This is a genomic window from Glaesserella sp., from assembly GCF_041817755.1.
Taxonomy (GTDB): domain Bacteria; phylum Pseudomonadota; class Gammaproteobacteria; order Enterobacterales; family Pasteurellaceae; genus Glaesserella.
Genome location: NZ_JBGYBX010000042.1, coordinates 1 through 13,083 on the forward strand (window position 1 = coordinate 1; position 13,083 = coordinate 13,083).

Sequence of the window (13,083 nt, forward strand, 5' to 3'; positions counted from 1 at the left end):
AGGGCGATTAGCTCAGTTGGGAGAGCACCTCCCTTACAAGGAGGGGGTCACTGGTTCGAGACCGGTATCGCCCACCACTTTTTTAAAGTACCAACCTTTCAAACTTCCCATTAGTTTAAATGCTTATCTTAAGTGGGCGATTAGCTCAGTTGGGAGAGCACCTCCCTTACAAGGAGGGGGTCACTGGTTCGAGACCGGTATCGCCCACCACTTAATTCAAGTGTTTAAACTAGTCGAAACCGCAAGGTCTTCGGGCGATTAGCTCAGTTGGGAGAGCACCTCCCTTACAAGGAGGGGGTCACTGGTTCGAGACCGGTATCGCCCACCACTTTACTTTTCACTAACCACCTTTTTATTTTGCAAAATTTTTATTTGATCTGACCGCTTGTATTTCAATTTTGTTATTTTTGTGATCTCCGTCGAAAAACGCCAATATTCAACTTTTCAAATCTTGTAAAAATCACTAGCCTAAATGCACGGACATCAGTAGAATTCACGCTCTTTTTAAACCAGCAAAACTAACCTTTTGCCGCAAACCGTGTAACAACGAGGCTTTCAAACAATGTCTGAACAAATTCAAGCAACGGATGCAAGTTGCAATTCAATCCAAACTGAAAAAATTAACTTATTAAACCTAAACCGTCAGCAGATGCGTGAGCTGTTTGCGGAGATGGGTGAGAAGCCGTTTCGTGCCGATCAGCTGATGAAATGGATTTATCATTTTGGAGAAGATAATTTTGACAATATGACCAACATCAACAAGGTGTTGCGTGAAAAATTGAAACGGATCGCTGAAATTAAAGCACCGGAAGTCGCCGTAGAGCAACGTTCTGCCGATGGCACAATCAAATGGGCGATGTGGGTTGGTGATCAGCAAATTGAAACGGTGTATATCCCGGAAGATGATCGTGCCACCTTGTGTGTTTCTTCACAGGTGGGTTGTGCCTTGGCTTGTACTTTCTGCTCAACGGCACAGCAAGGTTTTAACCGTAATTTGAGCGTATCTGAAATTATCGGGCAGGTGTGGCGAGCTTCAAAAATTATCGGTAACTTTGGTGTAACGGGTATTCGTCCGATTACCAATGTGGTAATGATGGGAATGGGTGAGCCATTGCTAAATATGAATAACGTTATTCCGGCAATGGAAATTATGTTAGACGATTTTGCTTATGGTCTGTCTAAACGCCGTGTGACCCTTTCTACATCAGGGGTTGTGCCTGCGTTGGATAAAATGCGTGAGCAGATTGATGTGGCGTTGGCAATTTCATTGCACGCACCAAATGATGAGTTGCGTAATGAGTTAATTCCGCTGAATAAAAAATATAACATTAAAATGTTAATTGATTCGGTGAATAAATACTTGGAAGTATCAAATGCTAATCACGGTAAAGTGACGATTGAATATGTGATGCTAAGTCACGTCAATGATGATGTGGAACACGCCCATCAGCTTGCTGAAGTGTTAAAAAATACCCCAAGTAAAATCAACTTGATCCCGTGGAACCCGTTCCCGGAAGCACCTTATGCGAAGAGTTCAAATACGCGTATTGATCGCTTCCAAAAAACCTTGATGGAATACGGTTTTACGGTAACAGTGCGTAAAACTCGAGGTGATGATATTGATGCCGCTTGCGGACAGCTTGCCGGTGACGTGATTGACCGCACTAAACGCACCCTTGAAAAACGTAAATTCGGCGAAGGGATTGCGGTTCAAAATCAATAAGTCCTCCCCCTCTCCCGTAAACGGGAGAGGGGATATATGTTTCTCTTTGTAATATAAGGAAAATCAAATGACTTTTGCAAAATTTTTCCGAAATCTGACCGCTTGTAGTGTGGCGTTATGGCTTGTTGCTTGTTCAAACCAAACTGCACAGGTGGATTTTAATCGTTCGGAAGCCGTCAAAGCTCGCATTAATTTAGCACTGGCTTACCTTGAACAATCTGATTTTCCAAAAGCGAAAGAGAACATCGACAAAGCGCTTGAACACGATGCAAAAGACTATTTACCACATTCAGTCCTTGCCTATTATTATCAACAAACCGGCGATAACCAAAAAGCAGAAGATGCCTACCAACAAGCCCTTGAGTTAAGTAAAGCACAGACTAAAAATCATCAAGTTCGCCCTGATGTACTGAACAATTACGGTACCTTTCTCTGCAAACAAAAGCAATTCGACAAAGCCTATCAGCAATTTGAAACGGCATTAACCAGTCAAGAAGCCTATTACAATCAAGCGGATACCTTAGAAAATATCGCATTATGTGCCAATATGGCGAAAAACGGCTTAAAACAGCAAGAAGCACTTGCCAAGCTGGATAAATTGGACGGGGAGCGAGCCACAACGTTAAGAAAGCTAATGCAATAAAGGCAGCCCGCCGATAAGCTTATCGGCCGGTCTATTATTCTGTACGTTTGGTATTATTTTTAAATTTTTGCCATACCTTGTCTTCTTGTCCGCGCCACAGGCGTTGAATATTATCATGATGCCGATAAACCAATAAACAACAAACCAATGCTACCGGAAAAGTGAACTCGGGTTTAAACCACCAAACATAGAATGGGGCGACCAGCGCAGTAATCACGGCGCTGAGAGACGAATAGCCCGAAACGGCAAAGACGACCAACCACGTTCCCACAATCATTCCGGACACCGCATAACCAATCGGTGCAATTGCACCAAATGCCGTAGCCACGCCTTTTCCCCCTTTAAAACGAAAGAAAATCGGGAAAATGTGCCCCAAGCAAGCCGACAACGCGATAAAACCAATCACGGAAGGGCTTAATTCCAAATAGAATCCAATTGACACAGGGAGCAGTCCTTTCAATATGTCCGCCATGAGTACGCCGAGAGCCGAGAGTTTGCCGCCGATACGTAGTACATTGGTGGCCCCCGGATTATGTGAGCCGTGTTCTCTCGGATCCGGTAAGCCGGCTAGGCGACAAAAAATGACGGCGCTGGAGACGGAACCGAGCAGATAGGCACCTAAAATAAGTAAATAGGCGATGATGCTCATATTTTTTCCTTATTTGCTTTGATGATTGTGCTATATTCTACCGAAAGTTTCTAAAAGGAAAATAAGGAAAGATCCGATGACTGATAAAGTTTTTATTCGCGAACTGACGGCATTTGCGTCTATCGGGGTTTATGATTGGGAACATACGATAAAACAACGTCTGATAATTAATCTTGAAATGGCATGGGATTTTAGCCGCGCCACGGAATCGGATGACGTGCAATATTGTCTGAATTATGCGGAAGTGTCACAAAAAATTTTAACCTTTGTGGAATCCACACCGTTTAAATTGGTCGAAACGGTCGCTTATCGCGTAGCCGATTTGTTGCAACGGGAATACGGCATTGAATGGCTGCGTATCGAATTACACAAACCCAAAGCGGTTGCTCAAGCGTCAAGCGTCGGCGTCATCGTCGAACGGGGAAAGAAAAATTAGAAATGTGATCTGCACATAAGAGGCCGGCATGATAATCCAAACAACGAGTCAGATGAAATTAAAAAGCATATTTGGCGCACTTGTGTTATTGAGTGCCGTTCCCGCTTTCGGGGAAAACGCCCCCGCTTCTTTTGAAGAAAAAATGGTGCGGGCTGAACAATTAATTAGCAGTGACAGCTCGCAAGCCATCGCAATATTCACCGAAATGGCGGAAAAAGGCTACGCTCCCGCTCAGGCATATTTGGGCGAACTTTATTATTGGGGGACTTATCACGAACCTGATTATAAAAAAGCGCATGATTGGCTTGAAAAAGCCGCGAAGGATAAAACCCAAATCCATTCAATGAAATTACTGGCGGAAATGTATACGGAGGGTAAAGGCGTGCCTATGGATTCTGCGAAGGCGTTTGAATGGTATAAAAAAGTAGCGGATTCGGAAGCGTATCAGCCTGACGATGTATTGTATGCCGGTCAAGCCTATTTGAAGGTATTGGTGTCGAAAAAAACCTTCAACAAGCGGTCAGTTATCTGACAAAATCTGCAAATCACGGCGATTCGGAAGCCAATCGGATTTTAGGTAAACTGTACGAAGAGGGCTCAGAAGGGATTGAAAAAAACGATAAGCTTGCTTTTAAGCATTATGCGATGGTCGATAAGAGCACGATGTTCGCCGATAATTCGGATATGGTTTATCGACGGGCAGTCATGCTTGAAGAAGGGCGCGGCGTAGAGAAGAACCTGGGTGAGGCGTTTTCTGATTATTTGAACGTATTTAATTTCGGCTCGGCGGAGTTAAAGCAGAAGGCTGCGGCAAGATTATGCGGATCTGAGTCATAAAGCGGATGAGGCGATTAAGCGTATCGATAAATCGACTTCCGGGAAACAATAAAGATGATTAAAGGAGAAATATTATGTCAGCAGAGATTCACGCCCGTTTGGCGGCATTACTCACTGAAAATCAAGACAACGTCGTTCGACAAGTTGTCGAGCATATCAAAGCGCAAAATTACCAAGCAATCATTGAAGCACAAGATGTTGAACGATTGTGTCACAAGCTACAACGCTCACCGCTACAGTTGGCGTTAGCCTGCTTGCCGATTGCCGCATGCTACGCATGTGTGCCGGTTTCACATTTTTACGTCGGCGCTATTGCTATCGGTCAATCAGGCGCTTTCTATTTCGGTGCAAATCAAGAGTTCGAACATCAAGCCATCCAGCAAACCGTCCATGCCGAACAAAGTGCGGTTTCCCATGCGTGGCTATCCGGTGAAACGAGATTAACCGATGTCGTTGTGAATTACACACCTTGCGGACATTGCCGTCAGTTTATGAATGAACTGAACAGTGCGGCGCAGCTTCGGATCCACTTACCGCATAGCCGGCATAACCGATTACATGATTATTTACCCGATGCATTCGGACCGAAAGATTTAGCGATCGAAAAGGTCTTATTTGATCAACAAAACCATTGCGTTACACTTACCGGAGATGAGTTGACCCAAGCTGCACTAGGTGCCGCAAGCCAATCCTATGCACCTTATAGTCGGGCAATCAGTGGTATTGCATTGCAAGTCGGTGGTCGGATTATCACCGGGCGATACGCGGAAAATGCTGCTTTTAACCCAAGCTTTTTACCTTTACAGAGTGCGTTGAATTTCCGCCGTTTAAGAGGATGGGACGATATAGCGGTTTCACGTATCGTTTTTGCCGAAAAAACGGCGGTGTTAAGTCATCGCGCAATCACGGAAGCTTTGGCAAAAAGTCTCTTTAATTTATCCGTTGAGTATGTTAATTTTTAACAAAAAACAAACAAGTCTGATACAAATCAGTATATATTTCTTACTAAAATTTGATTAAAGCTAAGTAAATGTAAGATAACGTATTTCGAATGCTACAAATGCCCAGTAGAATGGCACAAATTTGCAACATTTATGCAAAGTGTTGTTATGAACCGATTTGTTAAATTATTGTAATAAGGTTAGAAAATGCAAAACCCACAAATCCTCATTGTTGAAGATGAAGCCGTGACCCGAAGCACGCTGAAAAGTGTTTTTGAGGCTGAAGGTTATGATGTTTTTGAAGCAACGGACGGTAACGAGATGAATGAGGTGTTGGATCACCAAGAAATTCATTTGGTCATTATGGATATTAATTTACCGGGAAAAAACGGCTTAATGCTGGCGCGCGAGTTGCGTGAAAATACCGATATTGCACTGATGTTTTTAACCGGTCGGGACAACGAAGTCGATAAAATTCTCGGATTGGAAATCGGGGCGGACGATTACATCACCAAACCGTTCAACCCGCGTGAACTGACGATTCGGGCGCGGAATTTGTTACAACGCACTATGGCGGAGAAAGAGAAATCGGTCAAAGATCCGCAACATATCGACTGCTACCGATTTAACGGTTGGACGTTGGATGTTAACAGTCGCAGCTTAATTAACCCCGAAGGTGAAATCATTAAATTACCGCGCAGCGAATTCAGAGCATTACTGCACTTCTGCGAAAACCCGGGAAAAATTCAAACCAGAGAAGACTTACTGAAACGCATGACCGGTCGGGAATTAAAACCGCACGATCGTACGGTAGACGTGACAATTCGACGTATTCGTAAACATTTTGAAGATCATCCGAATACCCCGGAAATTATCGTCACGATTCACGGGGAAGGTTATCGTTTTTGCGGAGAATTGGAGTAAATCTCTTTTTCTCTCTTTTTTACAAGCGGTGAGATAAGGGCGGAATTTTGCAAAAAATTTGCCGGATCTCACCGCTTGTTTGTTTGTCGGATTTTGAGAAAGCGCCAGACAAGGTGCAAAATTTTACAAGATCTCAGTCTGTTTTTCGGGTATGATAATCAACCCCTTAATCATAATTTTAATAAATTTGGAGTAAACCCGTGTCATCTCTGTGGTCAGATTGTTTAAGTCACTTACAAACGAAAGTACCGTCTACGGAATACAATACTTGGTTGCGTCCGTTGCAAGCGAGCGTTGCCGGAGATGAGTTAGTGATTTATGCGCATAACCAATTTGTGGCAAAATGGGTACAAGACAAATTTTTAGGCGAAATTATCGGGCTGGCACGTTTTTTAACAAAAAATGATCATCTTCAAGTACAGATTCGCGTCGGTATCAAACCGGCCGAGACTGTGACAACACAAACCAATACGCTGAAAGAAGAACCGGAACAAACAGCACCGAGTTCGTTACGTACCGGGTTAATCGATACCTTGACGTTTGAAAATTTCGTCCAGGGTAAATCAAACCAATTAGCTAAAGCCGTTGCCCAACAAGTGGCGAACAATCCCGGAGAAAGTCATTGCAATCCGTTTTCACTTTACGGCGGAACAGGTCTCGGTAAAACCCATTTATTGCATGCGGTCGGTAACGAAATTTTAAAACAAAACCCGAATGCAAGGGTGGTTTATATCCATTCGGAACGCTTTGTTCAGGATATGGTAAAAGCGATCAAAGCCAATACCATTGAGAATTTCAAAAAATTCTACCGTTCTCTTGATGTGTTGATGATTGACGACATTCAATTTTTCGCCAATAAAGAAGTGACGCAAGAAGAGTTTTTCCATACGTTCAATTCATTGTTTGAACGCAGTAAACAAATTATCGTGACGTCGGATGTTTTTCCGAAAAGTATCGAAAATATTGAAGAACGCATCCGTTCTCGGTTAAGTTGGGGGGTAAATGCTGCGATTGAACCGCCGGAATTGGAAACCCGTGTAGCGATTTTAATGAAAAAAGCCGAAGAAAGAGGCGTGATATTGGATGAAAACGTTGCCTTCTTTTTGGGGCAAAAACTGCGCACTAACGTTCGTGAATTGGAAGGGGCGTTAAACCGCGTGATTGCATGGAGTAATTTTACCAAACGTCAAATTACCATCGATGCCGTACGAGAAGCGTTAAAAGATCTGATCGCTTCTTACGATCACTTGATTACGATTGAGAATATTCAGAAAACCGTTGCAGAATATTACAATATTAAAATGTCGGATTTGAAATCAAAAAGCCGTACCCGTTCCGTTGCCCGTCCTCGTCAAATGGCGATGGCACTCGCGAAAGAGTTGACCAATCACAGTTTACCGGAAATCGGGCGTGAATTCGGCGGCAGGGATCACACAACCGTGATGCATGCTTGCAAAACCATTAACGAACTCAGGGATACTGATGACAGTATTCAGGAGGATTACACCAATTTAACTCGCAAACTATCGTCCTAAGGAATTGTTATGCAATTTACTATTACCCGTGAGCAGTTACTCAAACCGTTACAACAAGTCTGTGGCGTATTAACCAGCCGCCCGACATTACCCGTTATCAATAATATTTTATTGGACATTGAAGGAAGCCGTTTATCGTTAACGGGAACTGATTTGGAAGTGGAATTAACCACGCAAGCCGAACTGTATGAAGCGGTCGGATCGAGCGGGAAATTTACCATTCCGGCGAAGAAGTTCTTGGATATTTGTCGAAGCCTACCGGACGATAGCGTTATTTCCGTTCAATTTGAAGATGATCGCGCCTTGATTCGTGCAGATCGAAGCAAATTCAATTTGGCAACGTTACCTGCATCGGATTACCCGAATTTAATGGATTGGAAACCGGAAGTCGATTTTACGATTGAACAATCTATTCTTGCCCGATTAATCGATGCAACGCAATTTTCTATGGCAAACCAAGATGCCCGTTATTTCTTAAATGGGATGAAGTTAGAAACCGAAGGCAACTTATTGCGTTCGGTGGCAACGGACGGACACCGTCTTGCGGTTTGTACCATGGCGTTAAATCAAGAACTGTTAACCCATTCGGTAATTGTTCCGCGTAAAGCCGTGTTGGAGCTTGCGCGTTTAGTCGGCAATAATACGGAAAGTGTTCGCTTGGAAATCGGTACGAGTAACCTGCGCGTTACCATGAACGGCATTGTGTTTACCTCCAAATTGATTGACGGCCGTTTCCCTGATTACCGTCGGGTATTGCCGCGCAATGCGGATCGCATTTTAGAAGCGGATGCCGAAGTATTAAAACGTGCATTAGTACGTGCCGCGATTTTATCAAACGAACGTTTCCGTGGCGTGCGTCTAGCTCTAAATCAAAATTTGTTAAAAATTACTGCGAACAACCCGGAACAAGAAGAAGCGGAAGAGATCATTGATGTCTCTTATCAAAGTGCAGAGATGGAAGTCGGTTTTAACGTGAGCTATCTGTTAGATGTGCTGAATACATTAAAATGCCAGCGTGTACGTATCAGCCTTGTAGATGCAAGTTCAAGCTGTTTAATTGAAGATTGCGATAATGCTACGGCGGAATATGTGATTATGCCGATGAGATTGTAGGGGCAGTGTTACTTTCTTTGCTTGTGCAAAGAAAGTAATCAAAGAAACACACCCTAACTTCGCCACTAATCTTCGCTTAGTTTGAATTTGCTTAACGGAACATTTTAAATTCGCCAACTTCGTTGGCTCAGAGAAAAATGTTCCTACAAATTTAAACACGCTCAGGTGGCTCAGAAGGGAATAATTAAATCTAAACATCATTTTTTGTACAAAATAACTCTAACTGCTAGTTAAAACGATAAAATGCCCCTATCCCGTTTAATCATTAACAATTTCCGAAATTTGACTGCCGTGGATCTGGAATTGAGCCACGGCTTTAACTTTTTGGTGGGTGAAAACGGTAGTGGCAAAACGAGCTTACTGGAAGCGATCTTCTATCTTGGACACGGCAGATCGTTTAAAAGCCACATCAGTAATCGTATTATCCATTACGATCAAGATCAATTTACCCTATTCGGCAAGGTCGAAGAAGCGCAACATCAGTGGTCTGTCGGGCTCCAAAAAAATCGGCAAGGCGATACTACCTTAAAAATTAACGGTGAAGACGGCAAAAAAATTTCTGATCTTGCTCATCTTCTACCTATGCAAGTCATTACCCCTGAAGGCTTAACGCTACTCAATGGCGGACCGACCTATCGCCGAGCTTTTCTTGACTGGGGGTTGTTTCATCAACATCACGAATTTTATCAGCACTGGACTAACTTAAAACGCTTACTGAAACAACGTAATTCAGCACTGGCACAAGTTCGTCACTACGGAGAGTTAAAACCGTGGGATATTGAACTGGCTAAACTGGCTAAAATCGTCAGTGAACTTCGAGCAAACTATGCGGAAGCCCTTCGCCCGGAGATTGAACTAACTTGTCGCTTTTTTTTACCTGAATTAGAAATCAGTGTCAGCTTTCATCAAGGTTGGGAAAAAGAGAGCGATTATGCCGAGATTTTGGCACAAGGCTTTGAACGGGATCGCAGTGTCGGTTATACCATGATTGGACCACAGAAAGCCGATTTTCGTTTTCGGGCGAACGGATTACCTGTGGAAGATGTTCTCTCTCGTGGACAACTCAAACTGCTGATGTGTGCGTTACGTCTTGCTCAAGGAGAATATCTGATCGCTCAAAAAAATCGCCAATGCCTGTTTTTAATTGACGATTTTGCCTCTGAACTTGACCCAACCAAACGTGAACTGCTTGCTCACCGCCTACGCCAAAGCGGTTCGCAAGTCTTTGTAACCGCCATTACCCAAGACCAGTTACAACAAATGCAGTGGCAAGAGCAGAGCGATGATCGCCTGTTTTCTGTCAAACAGGGGAGTATTCAGCCCATTTGTTCGTAATCCATTCACCAAAAGGAGAAAATAATGATCCCATTTAAAACCGCCTTACTTGAACGCCTATTGCGTTACGTTCAAATTCACACCACATCAGATCCGAAAAGCCAAACTGTCCCTAGCTCACCGCAACAGTGGGATTTACTTCATCTACTCAAAACCGAAATGGAAACGATGGGATTAACCGAGATTTCCGTTGATCCTAACGGCTACGTTTTTGCAACATTGCCTGCCAATAGCGACAAAGCCATTCCCGTACTCGGCTTACTTGCTCACGTTGATACGTCCCCTGATTTCAACGGCGAGAATGTGAAGCCACAGGTTATTGAGCGGTATCAAGGCGGTGATATTTTGCTAAAAGGCAGTGGGCATACGTTATCGCCGCAGGGTTTCCCGAACCTAAACGGTTTAGTCGGACATACGCTTGTGACCACCGACGGCACAACCTTGCTTGGTGCAGATGATAAATCTGGGATTGCGATTATTCTGTCAGCGGTAGAATACTTGTTAGCACACCCTGAAATCAAACACGGCAAAATCCGTATCGGCTTTACCAGCGATGAAGAAATCGGACGTGGAGCGGATCATTTTGATGTCAAAGCCTTTGGCGCTGATGTTGCCTATACCTTAGACGGCGGACCGCTTGGGGAATTGCAGTACGAAAACTTTAATGCCGATGCGGCAACTGTCACCTTCTACGGACGCAGTGTTCACCCGGGAACAGCCAAAGGCAAGATGATCAACGCTTTAGAGCGAGCTTGTGAGTTCCAAAACAGCCTGCCTCCACATTTAACCCCAGCAACAAGTGAAGGGCGTGAAGGCTTTATTATGTTGCACGATATTGAAGGCGATTTAAGCGAATGTAAAATCCACTACATTTTACGCAGTTTTGAGCGTGAAGAATTAGCAAAATTCGGCAATGATCTCACCGCTACAATGGCACAAATGCAACAAAAATATGGCGAACAGTGTGGCAAAGTCGAGATTGTCGAGCAATATCGCAATATGTATGAAGTGGTCAAAGATTATCGCTATCTGGTTGATATTGCTGAAAATGTCATGAAAGCACAAGGTATCACGCCAAACCTAGAGCCAATTCGTGGCGGTACCGATGGCTCTCGCCTGTCATACATGGGCTTACCAACACCAAATATTTTTACGGGCGGCGAAAACTTCCACGGACGTTTTGAGTTTATTTCCGTTGATGTGATGGAACAGGCAGCGAATGTGGTGGTAGGAATTGCCAAAGCCTTTGGGGAGTATAAATTTAATTGAACGAATGTCGACAAGCGGTCTGTTTCCCCCGATTTTTTGCGAAAAAATCAGATAAACAGACCGCTTGTTAACGCTTAAATCAAAAACACAAACGGCAACGCATTCATCACGCCGGCGGTAGTGACGGCTAAAATCATTTTCGACATCCCAAACATCAGCCCTTGATTTTCACCTTTATCTAATTTCACCAATACATTTGCCAATGCCGTATTGGTAAATAAAATCACCAATGCAAAAATCACTAAGTAGGCAAAAGCAGAGATGACAGAAAGCGATTGTAGAGTATAGAACCACGGCAGGAGCAGCAACATGATCAAAATCGGGCTGATATAGACCAATTTCGCGATACCGAGATTGAGTTTGCGGGAAAAACGGGATTGCAACAAAACAGCGATCAGATTATTTACAAAAAACGCAATGGAAACCAGCTCTTGTCGGTCGAGCAAATTGGTGAAAATATACGGAAAAATCACATAAAAGGCGCTTCCCAAACCTAACGGAATAAAGAGCAATAAATGGACAAAAACAAACCGCTTGGTTAGTACCGCTTTCACTTCACTGAATTTAAAGCGTCCACCTTTGGCAGTTTTACACTCATCTTTCGGCATGGCTTTGAGCATAAAGAGCAACATTGCCACTTCAATAAAGCAACTCACCCAAATCAGCCACTCTGCTTTGCGATAGAAAATAAACGGTAACGACAGCAGCGGTGCGGCCATGGATGCAAGGCTGGAGATTTTTAAAAACTTGCCTTGCGCATTGGCTTTTGAGGCGTAGTTATCGTCCGTATTGGTGAGTAAAAACGCTCTGGCATTCGTGCTGAATAAAGTGCTGCCTAAACCGAAGCAAAATGTGGCTAATAATAAGAATATATATTGATTTGTCAGCAATAACAACAAATAAGCCAAGGTATCTAGCAAACAACCGAGCAACATAATATAAGAACGTCCGAAGCGGTCGCCCCATGAACCGGCAAATAACGAGAAAGCTTGGCTGGAAAACACCAATAATGAAAATGCGGTAGCAATTTGGCTGGCTTCAAAGCCTTTGTAATATTGTAAATAGATAAAAAATACACTCTGCATTGCGGTGTAAGCTAATCCGGAGAAAAATTTACGCCACAAAATCATATTTTGTACATTCATTACATAACCTGAGTATGAGAAACAAAAAATTTGCGTATAATATACTCAAATTCTCGAGGAGATAGAAATGAAAAAAGTAAAATTCTGGCAGCCGATTATTGCTGTTTTGCTCGGATTAAGCGCGTCTATTGCGGGGAGTTATCCTGCGATTCAATCTATTAAAGCGGAACGGGAAATGACCAAAGCTGAGATTGTAGAACTAAATCATCAGCTGCATAATGCGTTGTTACATCGGGATTTTCCGGCACTACAAGCATTACTTGCCGATGATTTTGAAATTCATGTCGGATCGGATTTAGTACTTTCAAAACAAGAATGGATAAAAAATATTCAAAAGAAAAACGCAAATTACAGTGAAATCCAAGAATTAAGTAATTTTGATTTCCAAGGTAATCAATTTACCAGTCTATCTAATGTTTCCGGCGAATTTTGCGGTGTGGAATCGGCTTCTTTAGTCGAAGCCACCATTACGACTGTTGAACGTAAAGATAAACGCCAAATTAAGCGGTTAATCATTAAGAAACTCGCCTGAT

General features: G+C 43.2%; 14 protein-coding genes, 3 tRNA genes and 1 pseudogene. 16 read left to right on the forward strand and 2 right to left on the reverse strand.

What is annotated here, in order from left to right:
* Position 1 precedes the first annotated feature (1 nt).
* The 5 genes from ACEYKX_RS05880 (at position 2) to pilW (ending at position 2,366) form a co-directional block, all read left to right on the forward strand.
* Positions 2-77 (forward strand) — tRNA-Val (locus ACEYKX_RS05880).
* Positions 78-134: 57 nt separating this feature from the next.
* Positions 135-210 (forward strand) — tRNA-Val (locus ACEYKX_RS05885).
* A gap of 42 nt (positions 211-252) precedes the next feature.
* Positions 253-328: transfer RNA gene (locus ACEYKX_RS05890), tRNA-Val, on the forward strand.
* Between the two features lie 234 nt (positions 329-562).
* Positions 563-1,723 carry a bifunctional tRNA (adenosine(37)-C2)-methyltransferase TrmG/ribosomal RNA large subunit methyltransferase RlmN gene (locus tag ACEYKX_RS05895; protein WP_373766866.1) on the forward strand — a complete coding sequence of 387 codons (1,161 nt, stop codon included), beginning with the start codon at positions 563-565 and terminating at the stop codon, positions 1,721-1,723.
* Positions 1,724-1,790: 67 nt separating this feature from the next.
* A complete protein-coding gene (gene pilW, locus ACEYKX_RS05900) occupies positions 1,791-2,366 on the forward strand; it encodes a type IV pilus biogenesis/stability protein PilW (RefSeq protein ID WP_373766867.1) in 576 nt (191 codons plus the stop codon).
* 34 nt (positions 2,367-2,400) lie between these two features.
* Here the strand turns inward: pilW and plsY are convergent, their stop codons facing one another.
* A complete protein-coding gene (plsY, locus tag ACEYKX_RS05905) occupies positions 2,401-3,015 on the reverse strand; it encodes a glycerol-3-phosphate 1-O-acyltransferase PlsY (RefSeq protein WP_373766868.1) in 615 nt (204 codons plus the stop codon).
* A 76-nt stretch (positions 3,016-3,091) separates the two neighbouring features.
* Here plsY and folB point away from each other — a divergent pair, with 76 nt between their 5' ends.
* The 10 genes and pseudogenes from folB to pepT all read left to right on the forward strand — a co-directional run bounded on the left by folB (position 3,092) and on the right by pepT (position 11,405).
* Entirely contained in the window at positions 3,092-3,451 is a 360-nt protein-coding gene (gene folB, locus ACEYKX_RS05910) for a dihydroneopterin aldolase (protein WP_373766869.1), read from the forward strand.
* A 52-nt stretch (positions 3,452-3,503) separates the two neighbouring features.
* Positions 3,504-3,983, forward strand: coding sequence for a tetratricopeptide repeat protein (locus ACEYKX_RS05915; RefSeq protein WP_373766870.1), 480 nt, complete (start codon positions 3,504-3,506; stop codon positions 3,981-3,983).
* Positions 3,941-4,084: pseudogene (locus ACEYKX_RS05920) on the forward strand (hypothetical protein); the annotation flags it as partial. The gene ACEYKX_RS05915 and the pseudogene ACEYKX_RS05920, both read left to right, overlap by 43 nt.
* A gap of 12 nt (positions 4,085-4,096) precedes the next feature.
* On the forward strand, positions 4,097-4,288 hold the full coding sequence (locus ACEYKX_RS05925; RefSeq protein WP_373766871.1) for a hypothetical protein: 192 nt from the start codon (positions 4,097-4,099) through the stop codon (positions 4,286-4,288).
* Between the two features lie 74 nt (positions 4,289-4,362).
* Positions 4,363-5,250: a cytidine deaminase gene (cdd, locus tag ACEYKX_RS05930; RefSeq protein ID WP_373766872.1), complete on the forward strand. Its 888-nt coding sequence runs from the start codon at positions 4,363-4,365 to the stop codon at positions 5,248-5,250.
* Positions 5,251-5,436: 186 nt separating this feature from the next.
* Complete coding sequence (arcA, locus tag ACEYKX_RS05935; protein ID WP_373766873.1) at positions 5,437-6,153, forward strand: two-component system response regulator ArcA; 717 nt, start codon at positions 5,437-5,439, stop codon at positions 6,151-6,153.
* Between the two features lie 200 nt (positions 6,154-6,353).
* Positions 6,354-7,688, forward strand: coding sequence for a chromosomal replication initiator protein DnaA (dnaA, locus tag ACEYKX_RS05940; protein WP_373766874.1), 1,335 nt, complete (start codon positions 6,354-6,356; stop codon positions 7,686-7,688).
* A gap of 9 nt (positions 7,689-7,697) precedes the next feature.
* The gene (gene dnaN, locus ACEYKX_RS05945) at positions 7,698-8,801 is read left to right on the forward strand and encodes a DNA polymerase III subunit beta (protein ID WP_373766875.1); all 1,104 of its coding nucleotides are present in this window, start codon (positions 7,698-7,700) and stop codon (positions 8,799-8,801) included.
* A 243-nt stretch (positions 8,802-9,044) separates the two neighbouring features.
* Positions 9,045-10,136, forward strand: a complete 1,092-nt coding sequence (recF, locus tag ACEYKX_RS05950) for a DNA replication/repair protein RecF (protein WP_373766876.1) — start codon at positions 9,045-9,047, stop codon at positions 10,134-10,136.
* Positions 10,137-10,160: 24 nt separating this feature from the next.
* The gene (gene pepT, locus ACEYKX_RS05955) at positions 10,161-11,405 is read left to right on the forward strand and encodes a peptidase T (RefSeq protein ID WP_373766877.1); all 1,245 of its coding nucleotides are present in this window, start codon (positions 10,161-10,163) and stop codon (positions 11,403-11,405) included.
* A 74-nt stretch (positions 11,406-11,479) separates the two neighbouring features.
* Here the strand turns inward: pepT and ACEYKX_RS05960 are convergent, their stop codons facing one another.
* A complete protein-coding gene (locus ACEYKX_RS05960) occupies positions 11,480-12,550 on the reverse strand; it encodes an MFS transporter (protein ID WP_373766878.1) in 1,071 nt (356 codons plus the stop codon).
* 67 nt (positions 12,551-12,617) lie between these two features.
* Between ACEYKX_RS05960 and ACEYKX_RS05965 the strand changes: the two genes are divergently transcribed.
* Positions 12,618-13,082, forward strand: coding sequence for a nuclear transport factor 2 family protein (locus tag ACEYKX_RS05965; RefSeq protein ID WP_373766879.1), 465 nt, complete (start codon positions 12,618-12,620; stop codon positions 13,080-13,082).
* Position 13,083: the final 1 nt, after the last annotated feature.

Bases quoted from the DNA above. Each gene is read 5' to 3' on its own strand.
- ACEYKX_RS05895 (WP_373766866.1), top strand. From the start codon at position 563: ATGTCTGAACAAATTCAAGCAACGGATGCAAGTTGCAATTCAATCCAA.
- pilW (WP_373766867.1), top strand. From the start codon at position 1,791: ATGACTTTTGCAAAATTTTTCCGAAATCTGACCGCTTGTAGTGTGGCG.
- plsY (WP_373766868.1), bottom strand. From the start codon at position 3,015: ATGAGCATCATCGCCTATTTACTTATTTTAGGTGCCTATCTGCTCGGT.
- folB (WP_373766869.1), top strand. From the start codon at position 3,092: ATGACTGATAAAGTTTTTATTCGCGAACTGACGGCATTTGCGTCTATC.
- ACEYKX_RS05915 (WP_373766870.1), top strand. From the start codon at position 3,504: ATGAAATTAAAAAGCATATTTGGCGCACTTGTGTTATTGAGTGCCGTT.
- ACEYKX_RS05925 (WP_373766871.1), top strand. From the start codon at position 4,097: ATGGTCGATAAGAGCACGATGTTCGCCGATAATTCGGATATGGTTTAT.
- cdd (WP_373766872.1), top strand. From the start codon at position 4,363: ATGTCAGCAGAGATTCACGCCCGTTTGGCGGCATTACTCACTGAAAAT.
- arcA (WP_373766873.1), top strand. From the start codon at position 5,437: ATGCAAAACCCACAAATCCTCATTGTTGAAGATGAAGCCGTGACCCGA.
- dnaN (WP_373766875.1), top strand. From the start codon at position 7,698: ATGCAATTTACTATTACCCGTGAGCAGTTACTCAAACCGTTACAACAA.
- recF (WP_373766876.1), top strand. From the start codon at position 9,045: ATGCCCCTATCCCGTTTAATCATTAACAATTTCCGAAATTTGACTGCC.
- pepT (WP_373766877.1), top strand. From the start codon at position 10,161: ATGATCCCATTTAAAACCGCCTTACTTGAACGCCTATTGCGTTACGTT.
- ACEYKX_RS05960 (WP_373766878.1), bottom strand. From the start codon at position 12,550: ATGAATGTACAAAATATGATTTTGTGGCGTAAATTTTTCTCCGGATTA.
- ACEYKX_RS05965 (WP_373766879.1), top strand. From the start codon at position 12,618: ATGAAAAAAGTAAAATTCTGGCAGCCGATTATTGCTGTTTTGCTCGGA.